This window comes from Kitasatospora sp. SUK 42, from assembly GCF_015776785.2.
Lineage (GTDB): Bacteria > Actinomycetota > Actinomycetes > Streptomycetales > Streptomycetaceae > Kitasatospora.
In genome coordinates, this window is sequence record NZ_LFMD02000003.1 from 749647 (window position 1) to 771686 (window position 22040).

20 protein-coding genes are annotated in these 22040 nt (G+C 72.9%); 9 read left to right on the forward strand and 11 right to left on the reverse strand.

Translation table 11 applies throughout. The features are described from left to right. Positions 1 to 15: 15 nt before the first annotated feature. The 5 genes from RZ50_RS13030 to galE all read left to right on the forward strand — a co-directional run bounded on the left by RZ50_RS13030 (position 16) and on the right by galE (position 6037). Positions 16 to 1122, forward strand: a complete 1107-nt coding sequence (locus tag RZ50_RS13030) for an energy-coupling factor transporter transmembrane component T (RefSeq protein ID WP_308271615.1) — start codon at positions 16 to 18, stop codon at positions 1120 to 1122. Continuing rightward, positions 1119 to 2735: an ABC transporter ATP-binding protein gene (locus RZ50_RS13035; RefSeq protein WP_196947017.1), complete on the forward strand. Its 1617-nt coding sequence runs from the start codon at positions 1119 to 1121 to the stop codon at positions 2733 to 2735. The genes RZ50_RS13030 and RZ50_RS13035 overlap by 4 nt, the downstream gene beginning before the upstream one ends. Continuing rightward, positions 2732 to 3571: an ECF transporter S component gene (locus RZ50_RS13040; RefSeq protein ID WP_196947016.1), complete on the forward strand. Its 840-nt coding sequence runs from the start codon at positions 2732 to 2734 to the stop codon at positions 3569 to 3571. Before RZ50_RS13035 ends, RZ50_RS13040 begins: the two co-directional genes overlap by 4 nt. Positions 3572 to 4006: 435 nt before the next feature. Beyond that, positions 4007 to 4798, forward strand: a complete 792-nt coding sequence (locus RZ50_RS13045) for a hypothetical protein (protein ID WP_196947015.1) — start codon at positions 4007 to 4009, stop codon at positions 4796 to 4798. A gap of 243 nt (positions 4799 to 5041) precedes the next feature. Further along, positions 5042 to 6037 carry a UDP-glucose 4-epimerase GalE gene (gene galE / locus RZ50_RS13050; RefSeq protein WP_308271616.1) on the forward strand — a complete coding sequence of 332 codons (996 nt, stop codon included), beginning with the start codon at positions 5042 to 5044 and terminating at the stop codon, positions 6035 to 6037. A gap of 77 nt (positions 6038 to 6114) precedes the next feature. Here galE and RZ50_RS13055 read toward each other — a convergent pair whose 3' ends face one another. Together RZ50_RS13055 and RZ50_RS13060 are read right to left on the reverse strand one after the other, a co-directional pair. Next, a complete protein-coding gene (locus tag RZ50_RS13055; RefSeq protein ID WP_196947013.1) occupies positions 6115 to 6552 on the reverse strand; it encodes an SRPBCC domain-containing protein in 438 nt (145 codons plus the stop codon). A 121-nt stretch (positions 6553 to 6673) separates the two neighbouring features. Then, positions 6674 to 7252: a GNAT family N-acetyltransferase gene (locus tag RZ50_RS13060; protein WP_196947012.1), complete on the reverse strand. Its 579-nt coding sequence runs from the start codon at positions 7250 to 7252 to the stop codon at positions 6674 to 6676. Between the two features lie 178 nt (positions 7253 to 7430). Here RZ50_RS13060 and RZ50_RS13065 point away from each other — a divergent pair, with 178 nt between their 5' ends. Continuing rightward, on the forward strand, positions 7431 to 8309 hold the full coding sequence (locus tag RZ50_RS13065; RefSeq protein ID WP_196947011.1) for a LysR family transcriptional regulator: 879 nt from the start codon (positions 7431 to 7433) through the stop codon (positions 8307 to 8309). 75 nt (positions 8310 to 8384) lie between these two features. On the opposite strand, the gene RZ50_RS13070 is transcribed toward RZ50_RS13065, so the two are convergent. Continuing rightward, a complete protein-coding gene (locus RZ50_RS13070; protein WP_196947010.1) occupies positions 8385 to 8708 on the reverse strand; it encodes an antibiotic biosynthesis monooxygenase in 324 nt (107 codons plus the stop codon). A gap of 207 nt (positions 8709 to 8915) precedes the next feature. Here RZ50_RS13070 and RZ50_RS13075 point away from each other — a divergent pair, with 207 nt between their 5' ends. After that, complete coding sequence (locus tag RZ50_RS13075) at positions 8916 to 9092, forward strand: hypothetical protein (protein WP_196947009.1); 177 nt, start codon at positions 8916 to 8918, stop codon at positions 9090 to 9092. 120 nt (positions 9093 to 9212) lie between these two features. Here the strand turns inward: RZ50_RS13075 and RZ50_RS13080 are convergent, their stop codons facing one another. Further along, positions 9213 to 11285, reverse strand: coding sequence for an MFS transporter (locus tag RZ50_RS13080; RefSeq protein ID WP_196947008.1), 2073 nt, complete (start codon positions 11283 to 11285; stop codon positions 9213 to 9215). Between the two features lie 308 nt (positions 11286 to 11593). Between RZ50_RS13080 and RZ50_RS13085 the strand changes: the two genes are divergently transcribed. Then, positions 11594 to 12730: a peptidoglycan-binding protein gene (locus RZ50_RS13085; RefSeq protein WP_217680527.1), complete on the forward strand. Its 1137-nt coding sequence runs from the start codon at positions 11594 to 11596 to the stop codon at positions 12728 to 12730. A gap of 90 nt (positions 12731 to 12820) precedes the next feature. On the opposite strand, the gene RZ50_RS13090 is transcribed toward RZ50_RS13085, so the two are convergent. The 4 genes from RZ50_RS13090 to RZ50_RS13105 form a co-directional block, all read right to left on the reverse strand. Next, positions 12821 to 13405: a TMEM165/GDT1 family protein gene (locus RZ50_RS13090; protein ID WP_196952560.1), complete on the reverse strand. Its 585-nt coding sequence runs from the start codon at positions 13403 to 13405 to the stop codon at positions 12821 to 12823. Between the two features lie 193 nt (positions 13406 to 13598). Next, complete coding sequence (locus RZ50_RS13095) at positions 13599 to 14384, reverse strand: ABC transporter permease (protein WP_254802471.1); 786 nt, start codon at positions 14382 to 14384, stop codon at positions 13599 to 13601. A gap of 71 nt (positions 14385 to 14455) precedes the next feature. After that, a complete protein-coding gene (locus RZ50_RS13100) occupies positions 14456 to 16069 on the reverse strand; it encodes a phospholipid carrier-dependent glycosyltransferase (protein ID WP_196952562.1) in 1614 nt (537 codons plus the stop codon). Between the two features lie 187 nt (positions 16070 to 16256). Next, entirely contained in the window at positions 16257 to 17561 is a 1305-nt protein-coding gene (locus RZ50_RS13105) for an MFS transporter (protein ID WP_308271618.1), read from the reverse strand. A 143-nt stretch (positions 17562 to 17704) separates the two neighbouring features. On the opposite strand from RZ50_RS13105, the gene RZ50_RS13110 reads away from it, so the two are divergent. Next, positions 17705 to 18289, forward strand: coding sequence for a MarR family winged helix-turn-helix transcriptional regulator (locus RZ50_RS13110; RefSeq protein ID WP_196952564.1), 585 nt, complete (start codon positions 17705 to 17707; stop codon positions 18287 to 18289). Positions 18290 to 18417: 128 nt separating this feature from the next. Here RZ50_RS13110 and RZ50_RS13115 read toward each other — a convergent pair whose 3' ends face one another. The 3 genes from RZ50_RS13115 to RZ50_RS13125 form a co-directional block, all read right to left on the reverse strand. Then, positions 18418 to 20244 (reverse strand): glycosyl hydrolase family 18 protein, encoded by a 1827-nt coding sequence (locus RZ50_RS13115; protein WP_196952565.1) that lies wholly within the window; start codon positions 20242 to 20244, stop codon positions 18418 to 18420. Positions 20245 to 20559: 315 nt separating this feature from the next. Next, positions 20560 to 21216, reverse strand: a complete 657-nt coding sequence (locus tag RZ50_RS13120) for a hypothetical protein (RefSeq protein WP_254802472.1) — start codon at positions 21214 to 21216, stop codon at positions 20560 to 20562. A gap of 196 nt (positions 21217 to 21412) precedes the next feature. Next, complete coding sequence (locus tag RZ50_RS13125) at positions 21413 to 21973, reverse strand: DoxX family protein (protein WP_196952566.1); 561 nt, start codon at positions 21971 to 21973, stop codon at positions 21413 to 21415. Between the last annotated feature and the right edge of the window lie 67 nt (positions 21974 to 22040).

A 22040-nucleotide genomic window follows, 5' to 3' on the forward strand; every position in this document is an offset into this window, starting at 1 on the left:
ACCCAGGACAGATCCGTGAGCAGCACCGCCCGTAGCACCCGACCGCCCACCGGCCCCCGCCAACTGCACCCCGGGGCCTGGTGGTTGTGGGCGCTCGGGCTGGGCGCGGCGGCCACCCGCACCACCAACCCGGCCATCCTGCTGCTGCTCGTCGCGACCGCCGGGTACGTGGTCGCGGCCCGGCGCGGCGACGCGCCCTGGTCCCGGTCGTACGGGGCGTTCCTGCGCCTGGGGCTGCTGGTGCTCGGCATCCGGCTGGTCTTCGCCGTGCTGCTCGGCTCGCCGATCCCCGGCACCCATGTGCTGTTCACGCTGCCCGAAGTCCCGCTCCCCGCCTGGGCGCAGGGCGTGCGGATCGGCGGGCGGGTCACCGCCGAGGGCCTGCTGGCGGCGCTGTACGACGGGCTGCGGCTGGCCACCCTGCTGATCTGCGTCGGCGCCGCCAACTCCCTCGCCAGCCCGGCCCGGCTGCTGCGCGCCCTGCCGGGCGCGCTCTACGAGGCGGGCGTGGCCGTGGTGGTGGCGATGACCTTCGCGCCGAACCTGGTCGCCGACGTCCGCCGGCTGCGCGCCGCACGCCGCCTGCGCGGCCGCACCGACAAGGGCATCGCCGCCGTGCTGAGCGTCGGACTGCCCGTGCTGGAGGGCGCGTTGGAGCGGTCCATCGCGCTGGCGGCGGCGATGGACACCCGGGGCTTCGGCCGCACCGCCGACGTCCCGCGCCCGCTCGCCCGGGCGACCGCCGCGCTCACCCTGGCCGGGCTGCTCGGGGTCTGCCTGGCCGCGTACGGGCTACTGACCGCCGGGGGCGCCGGCTGGGCGCTGCCCGTCCTGCTGATCGGGCTGGCCGCCGCCTTCGCCGGACTGCTGCTCGGCAGCCGACGATCCGTCAGGACCCGTTACCGGCCCGACCCCTGGGCGCTGCCCGAATGGCTGACCGCCGGCTCCGGCGCCGCCGTGGCCGGGCTCACCATCCACCTCTCCGGCAGCGACCCGGCGGCCTTCGCCCCCACCGTCGTCCCGCCGACCGTCCCCGTGCTGCCACTGGCCGCCGTGCTGACCGTACTCCTCGGCCTGGTACCGGCGTTCGCCGCCCCGACCCCGCCCCGGAGGGCATCGTGATCACCTTCGAGCAGGTCTCCGTACGGTACGCGGACTCCGCCGCGCCCGCGCTCAGCGGCGTCGACCTCACCGTCCCCGAGGGCGAACTCTGCCTGTTGGTGGGCCCGTCGGGCTCCGGCAAGTCCACCCTGCTGGGGACGGTCAGCGGCCTGGTGCCACACTTCACCGGCGGCGTGCTGCACGGCCGGGTCACCGTCGGCGGCCGGGACACCCGCGAACACCGGCCGCGCGAACTCGCCGACCTGGTCGGCACGGTGGGCCAGGACCCACTGGCCCAGTTCGTCACCGACACCGTGGAGGACGAACTCGCCTACGGCATGGAGTCCCTGGGCCTGCCCGGCGACGTCATGCGCCGCCGGGTCGAGGAGACCCTCGACCTGCTCGGCCTCGCCGACCTGCGCGACCGTTCGTTGAACTCCCTCTCCGGCGGCCAGCAGCAGCGCGTCGCCATCGGCTCGGTGCTCACCGTGCACCCGCGCGTGCTGGTGCTCGACGAACCCACCTCGGCACTCGACCCGGGCGCGGCCGAGGAGGTGCTGGCCGTGCTCCAGCGGCTGGTGCACGACCTCGGCACCACCGTGCTGCTGGCCGAGCACCGGCTGGAGCGGGTCGTCCAGTACGCCGACCAGGTGCTGCTGCTCACCCCCGGCGCGGCACCCGTGCTCGGCGAACCGGCCGAGGTGATGGCCCACTCGCCGGTGCACCCGCCGGTGGTCGGCCTCGGGCGGCTCGCGGGGTGGCGGCCGCTGCCGCTGTCCGTCCGCGACGCCCGGCGCAAGGCGGCGCCGCTGCGTGCGTCGCTGGACGGCCGGGTGCCCGCTGCCGCCTCGGCTCCGGACGGCGCCCCGATCGCCGTTTCCGACCGCCTCGCCGTCCGGCGCGGCCCGGTCCAGGCCCTGCGCGGGGTGGACCTCGCGCTCCACCCCGGCGAGATCACCGCCCTGATGGGCCGCAACGGTGCCGGCAAGTCCACCCTGCTCGGCGGCCTCGTCGGCCTGCACGCCCCCGCCTCCGGCAGCGTCACCGTCGGCGGCCGCACCCCGCACCGCACCCGCCCCGCCGAGCTGATCCGCCAGGTCGGCCTCGTCCCGCAGGACCCGCGCGACCTGCTGTACGGCGAATCGGTCGCCGCCGAATGCGCCTCGGCGGACGCGGACGCCAAGGCTGCTCCCGGCACCTGCCGCGCCCTGGTCGAACGTCTGCTACCCGGCATCGCCGACGACACCCACCCTCGCGACCTCTCCGAAGGCCAGCGGCTCACCCTGGCGCTCGCCGTCGTGCTCACCGCCCGGCCCCCGCTGCTGCTCCTCGACGAGCCGACCCGCGGCCTGGACTACGCGGCCAAGGCCCGGCTGGTGGAGATCCTGCGCGCGTTGGCGGCCGAGGGCCACGCCGTGCTGCTGGCCACCCACGACGTCGAGCTCGCCGCCGAACTCGCCCACCGCACGGTGATCCTCGCCGAGGGCGAGATCGTCGCGGACGGCCCGACGGCGGAGGTCGTCGTCTCCTCGCCGACGTTCGCCCCACAGGTCGCCAAGGTGCTCGCGCCGGGGCCGTGGCTCACCGTCGGGCAGGTCGCGGAGGCGCTGGGCGCGGAGGCGCTGGGCGTATGAGCAACCGTCCCGTACCGCTGGGGCGCCGCTCGATCATGGCGCTCCTCCTCGTTTCGGCCGTCGGCGTGACGGCCTTCGGCTGGCCCCTGCTCGCCTCCACCAAGTCGGCCCTGGTCGGCCACTCCGTGGACGCCCCCTGGCTGTTCGCCCTGCTCCTGCCCCTCCTCCTCGCCGTCGTCATCGCCCAGATCTCCGAGGGCCGCTCGGCGGGCGGCGGGGCGCCGGGGCTGGACGCCAAGTCCGTGGCCCTGCTGGGCGTCCTGGCCGCCGCCGGTGCCGCCCTGCGCCCGCTCGGCGCGGGGACGGCGGGCCTGGACCCGATGTTCTTCCTGATGGTCCTGGCGGGACGGGTGCTCGGCCCCGGCTTCGGCTTCGTGCTCGGCTCGCTGTCGATGTTCGCCTCCGCGCTGCTCACGGGCGGGGTCGGGCCGTGGCTGCCGTTCCAGATGCTCGCCATGGGCTGGGTCTGCCTCGGCGCCGGCCTGCTGCCCGGCGCTTCCACATTGCGCGGCCGCCGCGAACTCGCTCTGCTCGCCGCCTACGGCGCACTGTCGTCCGTCCTGTACGGCACGATCATGAACCTCCAGGGCTGGCCGTACATCGGCGGCATGGCCGGCTCGGTCTCCTTCGTCCCCGGTGATCCGCTACCCGCCAACCTGGTCCGCTTCGCCGCCTACTGCCTGACCACGTCGCTCGGTTGGGACCTGCCGCGCGCCGCGCTGACCGTGGTCCTCTGCTTCACCCTCGGCACCCCCGTCCTGCGCGCCCTACGCCGTACGACGCGCCGTGCCGCCTTCGACGCCCCGGTCGACTTCCGGCCGCCGCCGGAGCGCTAGCAGCCCGAACACACCTGCCCGGCGAAGGCCACGGGCCGGCCACACGCCGTAACGCCGTAACTGACCGTCAATCTCCAACTCACACCACCCATTAGGGCGGCGCGAACGCGCACAAGACCGCGTGCCCCAGGCTCCGCGAGCCCGGGGCGCGGCCCTGTGCGAGGAACGGAGTCACCACCGAGCGCCCGGGAAGCTCGGCCGTAGCACTCCGAGGCGAACCAGGGCGGAATCCCATCGGGACGCCGTCAACTGGGGCGCGGACAAAGGGGATTGGCGGCGCACTACGGATATTTCCGGCCAAATTGTCGGTGTGTCCATGACGCAGTCTTTTGGAGCGTTCCAAGTATGTCTACGCTCACACCAGCTCCACAACCCGGCCCCATGCGACCATGATCGTTCGGGGTCGTACGGACCTTCCGATTGGACTGGTGTGAAGTGATCAGAAGGCATCACCGACTGCTGGACCGTCCCTCGTTCGCGCCCCTCCGGGGTCGGCTCGCCGCCCTGGTGGGGGTGGTCGCCCTGCTGGCGGCCGTCCTCACCGGCACCGCCGCCGGCACCGCCAGTGCCGCACCCGCCACCGCACCCGCCACCGCGCCCGCCGCCATATCCGACCCCAGCGCCGTATCCGACCCCGCCGCCGCAGCCGCCCCCAGCGCCGGGCCGGTGGTCGGGTGGATCTGCAACGGGACGCCCGTCCCTCCCGGCTGGGTCCTCGTCGCGCACATGGCCGGGTGCAACGGAGCCGGCATGTGGCTCCAGACACCCGTGAAGGACGGCATCTGGACCTGCGCCACCTCGCCGATCCCGCCCGGCTACGTGCTCTCCGGCCACACGCGCAACAGCTGCGACGGCATGGACTCCTGGTACATGCGGCTGCCCATCGACGGCCTGTGGACCTGCGGCACCTCGCCGCAGCCGCCCGGGTACGTGCTCACCCAGCACTACCCCAACGGCATGGGCTGCGACAACATCGACGCCTGGTACATGCAGAAGGTCAAGGACGGCATCTGGACCTGCGCGGGCTCACCGTTCCAGCCCGGGTACGTCAACATCTACCACAGCGACACCATGTGCAACGGCGGCATCGGAGCCTGGTACACGGTGCTGGCCAAACAGGGCCTGTGGATGTGCCCGTACCAGCCCGTTCCGGCCGGCTTCCACACCACCTACTACAGCAAGGAATACTGCAGCGGCCTGGGAGGCTCGCTCCTCATGCGCAACTGATCCCATCCCCGGCACGGACCTCCCGAACCACGGGACGCCGCCCGCCGACCCGGCCGATCGCGCCGGGCCGGTGGGCGGTCGGGCCCGCCGAGCACGCACAAGGTCCCCGATCCGCCGTCTCCACCGGCCTGCCACCCATGACACGCAGGCCACCCAGGGCGAATGCGACCGCCGGTGCCGATCGCTGCTACGCTGCGCGCCACATTCCAACTCGTCGGAAGATCAACCGATTTGGGGGAGGCCGTGAAGGTTCTCATCACCGGCGGTGCCGGGTTCATCGGGTCCACCATCGCCAGCGCCTGTCTGGACGAGGGCATCGAGCCCGTGATCCTGGACGACCTGTCCACCGGGCGCCCCGAGTTCGTCGCCGGCCGCACCTTCTACCGGGGCGACATCGCCGACGGCGACCTGGTCGACCGCGTCTTCCGCGACCACCCGGACATCCACGCCACCATCGGCTGTGCCGCCCGGATCGTCGTCCCCGAATCGGTGGCCGACCCGCTCGGCTACTACCACGCCAACGTCACCAAGGGCCTGGCCCTGGTCACCCACCTGCTGCGCAACGGCTGCCACCGGCTCGTCTTCTCCGGTTCGGCCTCGGTCTACGACGCCGGCCAGGCCATCACCGAGGACGCTCCGTTCAAGCCGCTGTCCCCGTACGCGCGTACCAAGGCGGCCTTCGAGGGCGCGCTGGAGGACGTCACCGGCGGTACCGACCTGCGGGCCATCACCCTGCGGTACTTCAATCCGATCGGCGCCGATCCCAAGCTCCGCACCGGTCTCCAGACCACCAAACCGACCCATGCCCTCGGCGTCATGATCAACCGCTACCGTGCCGGTGAGCCGTTCCCGGTCACCGGCACGAACTGGCCCACCCGCGACGGCTCCGGCATCCGCGACTACGTCCACGTCTGGGACCTGGCCGCGGCCCACATCGCCGCGGTGCGCCGCTTCGACACCGTCGTGCCCGGGACCGGCCCCCGCTACCTGCCGATCAACCTCGGCTCCGGCAACGGCACCACCGTCTTCGAACTGATCAGGGCGTTCGAGGACGTCACCGGCGAGCCGCTCCCCCACCACCTCGCCGACGCCCGCCCCGGCGACAACGCCGGCGCCTACCCCGTCATCGACCGCGCCCGGACCCTGCTGGGCTGGGCCCCGGCCCACACCCTCCAGGACGGCATCGCCGCCGCCCTCGTCTGGGACAAGGCCCGCCACACGATCCTCGCAGAGGAGTGACGGCGCCCGCCGGCGCTCCAAGGGGCGTGCGGGACTTGGCCCGCACACGGCCGCGCTCTCCGGTACGACGCCGGGGGTCAGGGCCGGTCGGCGAGGTGCTCGACCAGACGGTCGAAGCTGGAGTTGAGGCCAGCTTCGGCCTCCGGGCCGCGGAACATCGCCGGCACCTCGGTCTGGTGCAGCACCACCCGCGTGCGGCCGTCGCCGAGGTCGGTGAAGGTGAGGGTGGAGCGCATGCCCGTGCCCTCCACCAGCATCGCGAAGAACTCGCCGGGCCGGAGGTCGGTGATCTCGGCCTTCAGCGGGTACCGGTCGCCGGTGGCATCGACGACCATGGTGCTGTCGTAGCGCCCGCCGACCTTCGGCTCGATGGTCACGGTGTCCAGCGGGACATGGGTGCCGGCCGGGCCCCAGAAGCGGACGAACTGTTCCGGGTCGATGTACGCCTGGAACGCGGCGGCGGGGGTGCCCGGCAGCTCGCGGGTGATGGTCAGCTCGCCCAGGTTCTCGGTCATCTCGGTGTCTCCTCCGTCGTTGCGGTGTCGCTTTCACAGGGGTAGACCGGGGCCGCGTCGAGAACTCATCGCTGTTCGCGAAAGTTTTTTCGGCGGGTTTCCCGGAGCCGACGCTCGCCGACTAACCCGTGGGCTGCGACTCGCCCCGGAGCACCGCCAGCTCGATCTCGCGGCCCGTGCCGTGGCCGGGGACGGGCAGTGCCACGCCGGAGGGCTCGAAGCCCGCCCTGACGTACATCGCCCGGGCGCGGGCGTTGTCCTCGTGGACGAACAGCCGGACGCGCTCGATCCGGGGCTCGGTGAGCGACCACGACCACTCCTGGGCGGCCCGGATGAGGTCGTGCGCCAGCCCGGTGCCCCGCGCCTCGGGGCGGACGTAGACACCGACGATGTGCGTCTGCGGGACGTCGATGACGTCGCCTTCGAGGGCCCCCTCCCCGCCGGGCCGCTCGACCAGCGCGGTCATCGAACCGAGCCAGCGCCCGTCGGCGGCCTCGGCGATGAACTGGCCCACGGAGAGGCTCTCGGCGGCCCTCGCGGCGCGGTCCTGCCAGAACTCGTCGGGCTCGGCGGCCGCCTGCTCGTACGTCTCCAGGAAGGCGATGGCCGCGACCGGGTCCTGCAACGCGTCCAGCCGGATCTCCCTGACCCGCGCCCAGTCCTCGGTCCGTACCCGTCTGATGATGATGGTGGTGCTCATCGCGTGATGATCTCATCGGCGTCGGCCGTCCTGTCCATCCGTTTTCGGGAGCGTGACCGCCGCCACCCGGCTGCGGCAATCCCTGACGAACCGTTCGGACTCACCGAACGCCCCCGTACGCTGTCCCGCAGCACTGGGAGCATGGGCGCTTCAGGGAGTCGGAGAGTCGGGGAAACCGGTGGAACTTCGTCAGTTGCGCGTCTTCGAGGCCGTCGTCGCCCACCGCACCGTCACCGCCGCGGCCGTGGCGCTCGGCCTCGCACCGTCCTCCGTCTCCGAGCAGATCCGCACCCTCGAACGCAGCCTGGGTACCGACCTGTTCGACCGGGCGCCGCGCGGGATGGCCCTCACCCCGGCCGGCGAACGGCTGCTGCCGTGGTCCCGCAAGCTGCTCGACCAGGCCGACCAGGCGCGCCGGGAGGTGGTCTCCGCCCGCGCCCGGCTGCGCCTCGGCGCCCTGGAGACCATCGCCGCCACCCACGTGCCGGCCGTCCTCGCCCGGCTCGCCGAACGCCGCCCGGACCTCGACGTCTCCCTGCACACCGACACCGCCCGGGACGGTCTGCTCGGCGGAGTCGCCGCCGGGGCGCTGGAGGCCGCGCTGATCCTGGACACCGCCGGCCCGCTCGGCGAACTCGGCTTCTACCTCCCGCCCGCCCCGCTCGACCACCTCGACCTCCGGGACGTCCCGCTCGCCCTGGTCGCCTCCCCGGCCCACCCCCTCGCCCGCGCCACCACGCTCACCCGTGAGGACCTGCGCGGCCAGCGCCTCCTGGTCAACAGCCCCGCCTGCTCCTTCTGGCTCGCCGGCGAACGCCTGCTCGGCCACGACGTCGAACGCATCCGTACCGGCGGCGTCGCCGTCACCCGCGCCTGCGCCGAGCAGGGCCTCGGCATCGCCCTCCTCCCCGAGTTCGCCGTCCAGGACCACCTCACCGCCGGCACCCTCATCCGCCTCCCCCTCGAAACCCCGCCCCTCCACCTCCGCCTCGTCTGGCGCGCCGAGCGCGAAACCGTCCCGGGCCTGCGCGAAGTCCTCCACGCCGCCTCCGCCTGACGACTGACGGCCCCGCACGACGACGAACGGCGCGCCCCGGTGAACCCGGGACGCGCCGCTCGCCCTGCCTGACCGTCAGGCCTTCGGGCCCGCCGACTGGACGACCTCGAAGGACCACAGCGTGGAGCCGGAGGCGGCCGGGCGCTTGGGGGCCTCGCCCTCGCCGCCGTGCTGGTGGGCCGCCTTCATCGGGCCCTCCATCCAGGCCTGGAAGTCCTCGTCGCTGCGCCAGCGGGTGTAGACGAGGTATTGGTCGGTCCCCTCGACCGGGCGGAGCAGCTCGAACCACTCGAAGCCGTCCGAGTTCTCCACCGCGCCGGCACGCGAGGCGAAGCGCTTCTCCAGCACCTCGCGCTGCTCGGCCGGGACCGTCAGCACGTTGATCTTGACGACGGACATGCCGCTCCTTCTGCTCCGCCGGGGTCGCGGGTGCGGCCGCCGGCCCGGTTGTTGCGTACGGGCAGCAGTCTCCTACACCTCACACCTGGCGGCTCGGGTGATCCACGGCGAGCCGGTCACGGTCGGTGGCGGATGGTCGACGTGCAGGGCGGGAGCGGGAGTGCAAGCCTGGATTCAGACCCAAACCCGAGGAACGTAGGAGCGGTCATGGGTATCGGTGACAAGTTCAGGGACAAGGCGCAGCAGGCGGAGGAGGAGGCCAAGCAGCGTCTCGGCCGGCAGCAACCGCAGCAGGACGAGGCCCAGCAGAAGGCCGCCCAGGCCAAGCAGCAGGGCCAGCAGAACCTGGACGATCTGCAGGACGACATCGAGGACCAGCAGTAGCCGAGCACACCGAGCGGCGACGGCCGAGGGCGAGCCCTCGGCCGTCGCGACGTTCATCACCGGTCCGGCGCTCACCGCGGCCGTCAACCGGCTGTCGGAGCAGGTGCCTTGCAGGAGCGGCTAGAACGACCGCCCCTCCCCCCGGTACGGCGGCTCGGGCCCGGTCGGGTCCGGCCGGTCCCGCAGGTCGGCGCAGAGGGTGGAGCTGAGCCGGGTGAGCAGGTCGGCGAGCTCGGTGTGCTGCCGCTCGTCCCAGTCCCCCAGCAGCGCGGCGAGCTGGGTGCGCCGGGCCTCGACCAGGCGCAGCGCCGCCTCCTTCCCCGGTTCGGTGAGCCGCAGCGGCAGGCCGCCGGTCCGGGCGGCCAGGCCCCGGCCCTCCACCTCCCGCACCGCCTCCTCGATGACCGCGAACGGGATGATCCGCCGCTCGGCGAGTTCGGCCGGCTCCGCCGAGCCGTGGTGGTGGATCTGGAGCAGCAGCCAGCTGGAGGCGGGCAGCAGGTCGAGCCCGGCGGTGGCGGTGATCCGCCGGAAGAGGTCGCGCCGGGCCTCCCGGGTGCTCAGGACCGAGAGCGCGCGGGCGATCTCGTCCAGCGAGGTGCGCTGCACCGGGTTGAGGCCGATGGACTCGCTGAGGTCGGGAGCCGTCACCGTGGAGCGCAGTTTCTGCTCGCGCAGGAACAGGGACAGGACGAAGGCGAGCAGCGCGACGGGCACGGCGTACAGGAACACCCGGGTGATCGATTCGGCGTAGGCGTGGTAGACCCCGGCCCGGGCGGCGGCCGGGAGCCGGGCGATCAGCCGGGGGTCGGAGGTGATCGACTCCGGCCGGAAGCCCGGCGGCAGCGGCAGTCCGGCCAGTGCTTCGGCCAGTCGCCCGCGCAGTCCGCCGGCGAAGACCGTCCCGAAGATGGAGACGCCGAAGGAGGCCCCGATGGAGCGGAAGAAGGTGGCGCCGGCGGTGGCGACACCGAGGTCCTGGTAGTCGACCGAGTTCTGCACGATCAGCACCAGCACCTGCATCACCAGGCCCAGTCCGAGGCCGAAGACCAGGAAGTAGAGGCTCATCTCGGCCGTGCCGGTGTGCTCGTCCAGCCGGGAGAGCAGCAGCAGCCCGACGGTGGTGACGGCCGTGCCGACGATCGGGAAGATCCGGTAGCGACCGGTCCTGGCGACGATCTGACCGGAGCCGATCGAGGTGAACAGCATGCCGAGCACCATCGGCAGCATGTGGATGCCGGACGTGGTGGGCGAGACCTGCTGGACGACCTGGAGGAAGGTCGGCAGGTAGGTGAGCGCGCCGAACATCGCGAAGCCGACCACGAAGGAGATCACCGCGACCAGGCTGAAGGTCTGCGAGCGGAACAGCCGCAGCGGCAGGACGGGTTCCACGGCCGCGCGCTCGACCAGGACGAAGGCGAGCAGCAGCACCAGCCCGAGAACGCCCAGGCCGACGATCTGCCAGGAGTTCCAGGCCCAGGTGACGCCGCCGAGCGAGGTCATCAGGACCAGGCAGGTGGCGACGGCCGCGATCAGCGCGGTGCCCAGGTAGTCGATCCGGTGCTCGCGCCGGACCTCCAGGCCGTGCAGCACGGCGGCGATCACCACCAGGGCGACGACGCCGATCGGCAGGTTGATGTAGAAGACCCAGCGCCAGCTGAGGTGGTCGACGAACAGCCCGCCCAGCAGCGGCCCGAGCACGCTGGTGACGCCGAAGACGGCGCCGAAGAGGCCCTGGTACTTGCCGCGGTCCCGGGGCGAGACGAGGTCGCCGACGATCGCCTGGGAGAGCACCAGCAGGCCGCCGCCCCCGAGGCCCTGGAGAGCGCGGAAGGCGATCAACTCGCCCATGTTCTGGGCGATTCCGCACAGCACCGAGCCGAGCAGGAAGATCACGATGGAGGCCTGGAAGAAGCGCTTCCGGCCGTACATGTCGCCGAGCTTGCCCCACAGCGGGGTGGCGGCGGTGGAGGCCAGCAGGTAGGCGGTGACCACCCAGGACAGGTGCTCCAGCCCGCCGAGGTCGCTGACGATGGTGGGCAGCGCGGTGGAGACGATGGTCTGGTCGAGGGCGGCGAGCAGCATCGCCAGCAGCAGGGCGCCGATGGGCACCCAGAGGTTGGGAACGGTGACCTCCGGCGGGCCGGGAGGGTTCGCCGGGCTCCGGTCGGACGCGGCGAGCGGGTCCGTCATGACGTCTCCGTAGGGTCGCGGGCCGCCATCACCGGGGCCCGTGCGGATGATCACTCCCAGCTCACCATGCTGGCAGATATGTCCCGGTTCGCGCCGCCCGGTTGAGCCGAACGTAAGCAACCGGGACATCCGCCGCACCCCGGCTGTTCATCGGGAGCCAACCGCCACCAACCGGCACAACACCCCCGCCGGGGTCCGGACGCCCCTGTCCACCCCCAGGACCGTCCTGCATAATCAGGCGCGATCGTGCGCCCGGGACCGGCCCGGGAGCCACCGCGACCCGACCGCGACACCGAGGAGGCCGGCCGATGCCGGACCAGCACTGCCCGACGTGCGGCACCGCACGCTCGACCGGGTGCGGCTGCGTCCCGGACCCGAGCCTCGCCGAGACCGCCGTCCTCCCGCACGTCGAGGGCCCGCCACTGGTCCGCCCGTACGTGCCGCAGTCGCCCGACCAGGTCGCCGACCAGCCGCCGACGCAGGCCCCGCCGGTCGACCCGTTCGCGACCACCGTCCTGCCACCGGTCGCCCCCGGGCAGCCGCCGCTGCCTCCGCCCGCACAACCGCCGCTCGGGCCGGACGCGGACGCCTACGCCACCACCGTGCTGCCCCCGGTGCAGCCGCCGCTCGGGCCGGACGCCGACGCGTACGCCACCACTGTGCTGCCGCCCATGTCGCCGTTCATGTCTCCGCCCGCACCGCCGACCGGCCCGGGCGGGTACCCGCCCGCGGCGGCGCCGCCGCCCCCGGCCGAGGACGGCCCGTTCGAGCTGACCCCGGCCGGGCCCGAGCCCGTCGGCGGACGGGCCGCGCGGCGGGCGGCCGAGCAGGCCGAGCGCAGCCCGCTCGCCCAGCACAAGGTGCTGATCGGCGGGGTCGGCGCCGCCCTGGTGGCGCTCGTCATCGGCGTCGCGTACGCGGTGACGCCGTCCTCCACCCCGACCGCCAAGCAGGAGCCGACGCTGCCGGCCGTCACGCTGGCGCCCGCCCCGGCGGACCCGTCCACCGAGGCGGTGCCCGTCCCGAGCGCCCCGCCGACCAGCCAGCCGCCGAGCCCGGCGCCGACGCCCACCCACCGGCCGACCCCGGCCCGGACGCCCACCCCGACGCCCACCCCCACGCTTACTCCGACCCCCACGCCGACGCCCACCCCCACGCCGACCCCGACGCCGACCCCCACCCCCACTCCGACCCCCACACCGACGCCCACCCCCACCCCGCGCCTCCTCCAACTCGGGATGAGCGGCCCCGACGTCAAGGACATGCAGCAGCGGCTCTACGCGGCCGAATGCGGATTCGTCGACAAGTCGATCGTCTCCGGCACCTTCGACTACTGGACCCAGTCGGTGCTCAGCGGCTACCAGCGCGACAACCGGATCAGGGGCGAGAACGGCGTCTACGGCCCCAAGACCCAGGCCGCCCTCACCTCCGACCAGGGCTGCTGACCGGGGCCGGACGACGCCCCGGCCCTACCCGTTCCCGCTCTGCCCGTTCCGGCCCGGCCTGTTCCCGCCCGGCCCGTTCCGGCCCAGCCGTCAGCCGGTGATCGCCCCGAAGATGCTGATCCCGGCCAGCACCACCATGATCGCCGCCGCCACCCGGATGATCAGCTTCATCGGCACGTGCTTGAGCAGCTTCTGCCCGCCCACGATGGCGATCCCGCCGACCGCGCAGAGCGCCAGCCAGGAGCCGAGGCCGACGGCCAGCGGGTCCGCGTACTTGGCGGCCAGGTTGGCGGTCATGATCTGGGTCAGGTCGCCGAACTCGGCGATCGCGACGACCACGAAGCTGGCCCCGGCCACCTTCCAGAAGCTGTTCGAGGACGGCTCCTTGGCGGCGTGCTCGTCCTCGTCCCCGCCGCCGTGGAACAGCAGCATCCCCGCGCCGACCAGGAAGAGCGCGCCGGTGACGCCCTCCACCCAGCGGTGCGGCAGCAGCGAGAGCAGGTGCCCGGCGACCAGCGCGAGGCCCACCTGGAGCGCGAAGGCGGCGGCGATGCCCGCGAAGACGTAGCTCGCGCGGTACCTGGTGCCGAGCACCAGGCTGGCCAGCGCGGTCTTGTCCGGCAGTTCGGCCAGGAAGATGATGCCGAACGTCAGCGCGGCAACGGTCAAACTCATCGTGTGGGGTCCCTCGGTCGGGCCGCCGGTGCGCCGCGGCTCCGTCAGGGGACGCTTCGGACCGGCAGCACTGGTCATGATCACAGCACTGCGGCCGAAGGTCTCGCCGGCACCGTCCGATCGGATCGGGTGCCCCGGGCGCCGGGCCCGTGAGGGCCAGTATGTCGACGGTCCGGTGGAGGGCTACTCCCCTTCAACGCGCCCCAGGATACCCGACCGCGCCCGGCTCCCCCGCCGTCACCAGCCCCCGCCCGACCAGCTCCAGCACCACCACGATCGCCACCGACTCCACCGCCAGCAGCCCGACCAGCACGAACAGCTGCACCGCCCCCGCCTGGACGGGCGAGGCACCACCGAGCAGCATGCCGACGAAGGCCCCGGGCAGGGTGACCAGCCCGACCGTACGGGTCTGGTCCAGCGCCGGAACCAGCGAGGTCGCGGCCGCCGTACGGCAGATCTCCAGCCGCGCGTCCCGCTCCTCGAAGCCGAGCGCCAGCGCCGCCTCCACCTCGCCGCGCCGCTGCCGCAGCTCGTCCAGGGCGCGCCGCCCGGCCAGCGAGGTGGCGGTGAGCGCGCCGCCGATCAGGATGCCCGCGACCGGGATCAGCGACAGGCCCTTGAGCGGCAGCAGCCCGACGCCCAGCAGCAGGGCCAGCACCGGCAGCACCCCGGCGGCGATCGGGGCGGCCGCCCAGACCCAGCCGGGGCCCGGGGTCATCCGCCGCCCGGCGGTGCGCACCGCGACCGTGAACATCAGCAGCACGAACAGCGCGGACCACCAGAGCGAACCCACCACCCAGGCGATCACCGCGGCGACGGCGGCCAGCTGCACCACCGCGCGCAGCCCGGCCCGGGCCACCGCCCGACCGTGGCCCAGCAGCCCCCAGCCGGCCACCGCCACGCCGGCCAGCAGCAGCAGCGCGGTGACCACCCCGAGCACCGGGGTGACGGGCAGCAGCTGGCCACCCGAAGCCGCCAAGGACGCAGAGGGCACCGGGGACGCCGGGAACGCCGGGAACGCTGAGAACACCGATGCCGCCGAGGAAGCCATCAGATCCAGCTGGTGAACCACATCCGGTCCTGCCAGGACGACATCGGGATCACCTCCGCCGTGTACAGCGGGTAGAAGAAGGCGAAGCAGCCGACGATCGCCAGCACGATCAGCCCGGCCCCGATCGCACCGTAGCGGCGGCGCTCGGCGGTGCAACCGGCCGGGCCGAGCATCGCACCGAGCATCTGGGCGACGGCCAGGCACAGGAAGGGCACCAGCACGACCATGTAGAAGGAGAAGATCGTCCGCTCCTGGTACTGGAACCAGGGCAGGTAGATCGCGGCCACCGCGCACAGCACGGCGCCCGAGCGCCAGTCCCGGCGGAAGAACCAGCGCCACAGCAGGTAGACCAGCGCGAAGCAGGCGGCCCACCACAGCAGCGGGGTGCCCAGGCCCAGGATCTGCGCCGCGCAGCCGCCGGAGGAGGTGCAGCCGCGCGTCCCGTTCGGGACCTGCTCCCAGTACATCGACACCGGGCGGCCGTCGACCAGCCAGGCGAAGGGGTTGGACTGGTAGGTGTGCGGGGTGCTCAGACCGGTGTTGAAGTCGTACATCTGCGAGTGGTAGTGCCACAGGCTGCGCAGCGGCGCGGGCACCCAGCTCATCGAGACCTGCGGCAGCGGGATGCCGAGCACGTGGTCCGGGGAGAGCCCGGCGCGGCCGTCCGCCCAGTGCCGGTCGTAGCCGCCGCCACCGTTGCCGCCGGTGGCCAGCCAGCCGCTCCAGGAGCCGACGTACACCACCACGGCGGAGCCGACCATGGAGAGGAAGGCGGGTACCGCGTCCCGGCGCAGCATGGACCGCCAGGGGCGGCGGGCTCCGGCGCCGCGGCGGCCGGACTGGTCCCACAGGACGGTCAGGATGCCGAAGGCGGCCAGGATCACGGCGCCGTTCCACTTGACCGCGCAGGCCGCTCCGATGAGCACCCCGGCGGCGATCCGCCAGGGGCGCGGCCCGAGCCGGACGAGGTCGCCGTCGGTCGCCCCGGCGAGGCGGGCGCGGGCGTGGTCGCGGTCGATCAGCAGGGCGCCGAAGGAGGCGAGCACGAAGAACATCTGGATGCCGTCGAGCAGGCCGACCCGGCTCATCACCAGTTGCAGGCCGTCGACGGACATCAGCAGGGCGGCGGTGCAGCCGATCAGGGTGGAGCCGAAGAGCCGGCGGCCGATCCTGGCCAGCATCAGCACGGTGACGGTGCCGAGCAGTGCGGTCATGAACCGCCAGCCGAAGGGGTGCAGTCCGAACAGCTGCTCGCCGATCGTCATCACCCACTTGCCGAGTGGCGGGTGGGCGATGAACTCGGGCGCGGAGCCGAGCGGGACGGTCTGCGGGACGGCCAGGATGTCGGCGTTGGCGTGGTCGGGCCAGGTGCCCTCGTAGCCCTGCTGGAGCAGGGACCAGGCGTCCTTGGGGTAGTACGTCTCGTCGAAGACGAAGGCATTGGGGTAGCCGAGGTTCCAGAACCGCAGCAGGCCGGCGAAGAGCGCCACGGCGATCGGGCCGAGCCAGCCGGAGTGGTCGGTCACCCTGCGCAGCAGCCCGCGCGGGGCCTCTGGTGCAGGGTCGGCGGGGGCCGGGGCCGCCGGGGGGTGCGTGAGCGCCGCTTGCGTCATTGCCTCGCCGATTCGCCTGTCTGCGGGGCCCGCGGGTGTTGTGCCGGGCCCGGGTCTGCTGCCCCGGCCGGGGCCGGGCGGTCAACAGCCACTGACACTATGTGGCGGTGCCCGGGAAGCCAAGCGCGACGGGCCCCGGCCAGGTGACCTGGCCGGGACCCGCTCGAACACCCTTGCGTGCCTGTTGTCACGCGGCGGTCTGGAGCTCCCGGACCTGGACGGTGTGGACCACGGCCGGGGCCGCGTTGTCCTGCTCCGGCGTGAGGTACGGCCGCAGCCGCAGCGCCAGGGCGACGATCAGCAGCGTCGAGCCCGCCATGGCCGCCAGGTAGAGCGGCCAGGTGCCGGAGCCGACCAGCAGCACGCCGACGGCCGGGCCGACCGCGATCGCGATCTGCTTCACCAGGGCGTACCCGGCGTTGTAGGTGCCGAGCAGCCGGGCCGGGGCGAGGTCCGCGACGATCGGGCCCATGGTGGGCGCGAGCAGCGACTCGCCGACGCCGAAGAGGGCGTATATCGAGACGATGGCGACCGTGGCGGCCATGGTCTCGGTCCGGATCAGACCGGCCACCAGGGCCATCGCCCAGGCGCCGAGCCAGACCACGCCGGCCGCGGCCATCGCGGTGGTGCGGCGGCGGCGCGCGGTGATCCGCACCATGAACATCTGCAGGACCACGATGGTCAGCGCGTTGGCACCGATCGCGAAGCCCAGGGTGGAGGGCGCGGTGCCGACGGTGTCGGTGGCGAAGGCCGCGACACCGGACTCGAACTGGCCGTAGCAGGTGAAGAAGATCAGCCCGGCGAGGATGCTGAGCCGCACCATCGCCTTGTCCGCGAGCAGGGCCCGCAGGCCGGTCGGGCCGTCGGTCCGCTCGTGGACGGCGCTCAGCTGGACCTTGGGCATCCGGGCGGTGCCGGTGACCAGGGCCAGGCCGAGGAACGTCGCCGCCTCGATGGTGAACAGCCGGGTGAGGCTGGCCGGGTCGGCCACGTTCACGATCTGCCCGCCGACCAGCGCACCGATGCCCATGCCCAGGTTGACCAGGGTGAACTGGAGCGCGAAGGCGTGCGAGCGCGTCGCCGCCGTCGAGCAGCGGACGATCATCGTGGCGAGCGCCGGCTGGCAGGTGGTGACACCCGCGCCGAACAGGAAGGAGGAGACCAGCAGGGCCGGGGTGCCGGTGGCGTGACCGAAGGCGAACGCACCGGTGGCGGCGAGCGCCGTACCCGCCAGCAGCACCGGCCGGGGACCGTACCTGTCGATGCCGCGCCCGGTGAACGGGAGGACGGCGAGTGCCGCCAGCGCGAAGACGGTGAACACCATCCCGGCCGCCAGCGAGCCCAGCCCGCGCACCTGGTCCACGTACACGAACATGTACGGCATCGTGAACCCGCTGCCGAACGCACTGAGCGCGTTGCCGATCTGGACGCGGCGCAGCGGGCCGCCCGCCCCGCGTCGCTGCTGCCTCTGCTGCTTCACCGTGCCGGTCACCGTGCACATCCCTTCCTGGTTTCTCCTGGAACTCTTAAGCCCAGAAGATTTCAGACCTAAACTCTGTCGGGATAAAGTCTTAGCACCAGAAGACTGCGGAGTCAAAGGCTTAAGAGGTGCACTTCCGTGCGACACTGGTCCGCATGACTACGGACAAGCCGTCGCCGGCTGCCGACAAGCCCGCGCCGGCCACCCCCCTGGAGTTCGGCATCGCCGAGCAGGTGGCGCTCTACCAGCGGGAGTTCCCCACCGTGGACCCCCAGGTGGAGACGATCGTGCAGACCCTCAACCGGGTCTCCCGGCGGATGGGCGTGGCGTACGACCGGCAGCTGACCGTGCTCGGAATCACGTCCGCCGAGTGGGAGGTGCTCAAGGCGCTGGTGGTGTCCGGCAGCCCGTACCGGCTGGGGCCGGGCGAGCTGGCCAAGCGGCTCGGGCTCACCCCGGCCGCGATGACGCACCGGATCGACCGGATGGTGGCCGAGGACCTGGTCACCCGGGAGCGGGACGAGTCCAACCGGGTTCGGGTGATCATCGAGCTGACCGAGAACGGCCGCGACAAGTGGCTGGAGTCGATGCGGATGGCCGCGGTGTTCGAGGAGGAGCTGCTGCAGGACCTCGCGGGCGAGGAGCGCTCGGCGCTCTCCGGCCTGCTGGCCCGGATGCTGCGGCGGATCGAGGAGAGCCAGCCGGACGCGCTCGGGCGCACCGCCGACCTGGCCGAGTGAGCCGGGACGACGGCCGGCCCGGCCGGTGAACGACGAAGTCCGGCCCGCCGGGGGTGCTCCCCCGGCGGGCCGGACTCGTTCCGTTCAGGTGCGGCGAGGGTCCGTCAGGCCCTCAGGCGGTCAGCCGCTCAGCAGGGACCGTTGTCGGTCCAGACGCCCCACTGGCCGCTGAGGCTCGGGTCGTCGCCCTTGGTCCACCACTTGTTGGTGTAGTAGTGGCCCTTCCACGAGACCTTGGTGCCGCCGGCCGCGTAGGTGGTGTTCGGGTCCCAGCTCGGGGCGGCCGAGCAGACCGGCGGAGGCGTGGTCTGGGTGTTGGTCGGGGTCGGGGTCGGGGTCACCGTGCCGGTCGGGGTCGGAGTCGGGGTCACCGTGCCGGTCGGGGTCGGGGTCGGGGTCGCCGAACCGGTCGGCGCCGGCGGGGCCGGGCAGGCGGACGCGGAGCCGTTGGTGGCGCTCACCATCTTGTCGAACAGGGTGGTGTTGGTGCCCAGGTCGTACAGCGAGAAGGCGAAGGAGCCGCCGAGGCCGTTGCAGTGCGCGTAGTCGAGCTTGGCCTGGATGGACCGGGCGTCCTCACCGCTCCAGAAGGTGTTGCCGTCGTAGAAGTACGTGGCCTGCGCCGCGTCGTCCCAGAAGGTCTTGGAGGGGTTGTCGACGAAGCCCGTGAGCTCCTTGTACATCTGGATGCCCGCGACGTTGCCGGACATCGCCGCGCCGGTCGCCGGGGCGGTGGCGGGCTGGAACAGGCCGTGCTGGCCGTTGTCCTTCACGCCGGTCCAGCCGCGGTAGTAGAACGGCACACCCATGTTGATCTTGTTGGCGGGGAAGCCGCCGGGGATGCCGTACTGCGAGTCGCCGACCGTCCACGCCTTGATGGCGTTGTCGATCGAGTACTTGCCGTTGCCCGGCTTGACCGGGGTCGACGGGTCGTTCGGGCCCGCGTAGAGCGCGGCCTGGTGGTTGGTCGGGCCCTGCGCGTCCCAACCGCCGTGCATGTCATAGGTCATGACGTCGAGGAAGGTCAGGTACTGACCGATCTTGTCGGTCTCGACGTTCGCGATCTTGTCCTGGCCGGCCCCGACCGCCGCCGACAGGGCGTAGGTCTTGTTGTCGGCCTTGCCCTGCGCGTCCAGCTGGTTGCGGAACTCCTGCAGCAGCAGGGTGAAGTTCTGCTTGTCGGCCGGGCTGGAGATGTTGCCGGTGTGGCCGCCGCCGCCCGGGTACTCCCAGTCGATGTCGATGCCGTCGAAGACACCGGCCCCCGAGCCCGGGCCGCCGAAGCCGGCGTCGCTGGGCAGGTTGCCCTTGATGAACATGTCGATGCAGGACGACACCAGGTGCTTGCGCGAGGCGTCCGTGGCCGAGGCCGACGAGAAGTACTTGGAGTAGGTCCAGCCACCGATCGAGAGCAGGACCTTGAGGTTCGGGTTCTTCGCCTTCAGCTTCTTCAGCTGGTTGAAGTTGCCCGCGATCGGCTGGTTCCAGACGTCGCCGACGCCGTCGACCGAGATGTCCGCGCCGAAGCTCTTCTGGTAGTCGGCGAACGCGTCGGCGGCGCCGTCACCCGCGTTGGGGTTGTTGTCGTTCGTGTCCGCGGCCTTGGTGGCCTCGAAACAGCCCAGGTCGGTCGGGCTGATGTTGGCGAAGTCGTAGATCAGGTAGTCCAGCTTCCCGGCGACGCCGGTGTCCTGGATCGTCTTGGGGTAGTACGCGTTCGCGTAGACCGACCACTGGTCGTAGTACGCGACCTTGATGCCGCCGCTGGTGGCGGGCGCGCCGGTGGAGTTGGTGGTCGCGGCGTTGGCCGAGGCGCCGCCGGTCAGCGCGAGGCCCGCGCCGAGCAGCAGGGAGGCGGTGGTGCCGGCCGCGATGGCGGCCAGGCTCTTCGGACGGCGTCGGCGGGCGCCGTCCGGAGCCGGCGTCCCGGCCCTTTCGATACGTGAGCGCAGCATGGGTGCGTGACTCCTGGTTGTGGGGGTTCCGTCGCCCCGGGGGCGTGCACGTCCGGGGTGGGGCCGGACGACCGGGACATGACAGGTCAGGGTGGGGAATCGAGCGGGATCAGGCCTTGACGGACACCGGGATGTGCCGAACCGGCGCCCCCGGCCGAAGCCGGTGACGCCGGTTCAGGGGCTCCCTGCACCTGGGCAATAAAAATGGACTAGACCAACTCCCCCGTCAAGGGGTCCTGTTGGCACTTGAGTCGCGCTTAAGGTTCCACCCCTGGTCGGAGCAGGGGTGCGGGCCGAGGCCCGACCGGCCGGGAATCAGTAGCGGACGGCGTTCGCCACCTCGGCCCCGGTCCCGCCCGGGAGGCTCCGGTTGCTGCGCGCGGTGGCCTGGACGCTGTGCCCGACGGCCACGTCCTGGACGGTCACCGCGACCGCGTCCAGCACGCCGCCGGAGCCGTCGGTGAAGTTCACCTGGATCACGTACCGGTACGACTGCTGCCCGTGGTTGGTGACGGTCAGTTGCGCCTGCGCCCTGCCGTCCGAGCCGGTGGTCACCGCCCCGACGGCCACGTCCGCCTTGGCGTCCAGCCCGCCCTTGATCCCGGCCACCGCCGAGGAAGCGGCGGAGGCCGCCTCCGAGGCCCGGGCCTCGATCGAGGCGAGCGCCGAGGCGGCTCCACCGGCCGCCCCACCGATCGCCCCGCCGATCGCCGAGGCGAGTGCCGACGCGGCGGAGGCGGCGGAGGCGGCGGCGCTCGCCGCCTGCCGCACCGCGCCCGCCGCCGAGCTCGCGGAGCTGCTCGCACCCTTCTCGGAGGAGCACCCGGCCAGCGCCGCCGCACCGATCAGTGCGGAGATCAACACCAGGGCCACCAAGCCGTTCCGACGGCTCATCAGCGGGGCCGACGAGTCCTGCACGGTGGCCCTGGCCGGGGGCTTCGAGCCGGCCCGGGTGAGCGGCTGGCGGTCCATGCGGTCCCTCGTTCCTTCCCGGTACCGGGCTGCCCGGCACGTCTCCCCGCCCACCCTCCGAGCCGCCCACCGCCCCCGCCAGCAGGGGTGCTTCCTCCGGGTGACGGGACGGGCGCCGGGGCGCGTTCCGAGGGTGCGTGCCGGGCGGGCGACAGGACGGGCGCCGGGGTGCGCGCCGGAGCGGGCGACGAGGCCGTCAGGACAGCCCCGAACCCTCCTGCGCGTCCGCCTCCACCGCCGCCCGCTCCTCGCGCAGCCGCACCTCGTGCCGCCGCCGGGCGACCACGCCGTACGCCCCCGCGGCACTCGCCACGAAGGACGCCAGGCCGACCCACGCCCGGTCGAAGACGTGCCCGGTCAGGTGGTCCAGTGAGTACCGCCCGGCGCCCGCCAGGCCGAGCGCCAGCCCGGCCGCCCCGAGGAAGGCCGGGTACTCGTAGCCGCCGGAGGTCGCGAAGAAGCCGGCCGGGGCGTGCACCGCCACCGCGCCCGCCATCGTCCCGGCCACCACCGCGCCGGCGGCCGGGGTGGCCAGCCCGGCCACCAGCAGCGCGCCGCCGCCCGCCTCGCCGACGCCCGCCGCGATCGCGCTCTCCCGGGCCGGGTGGAAACCCATGTGCTCCATAGCCTGGGTGGTGCCCTCCAGGCCGCCGCCGCCGAACCAGCCGAACAGCTTCTGGGTGCCGTGCGCGATCAGCACCCCGCCGACCGCGCCGCGCAGGGCCAGCAGGCCCAGGTCCTTACGGTTCAGGCACATGTCGCTTCCTCGTTTCCGGCGGAGGGGTGGTCCTACCTACCTCCATGGCACCCGAGAGCGCGCACCC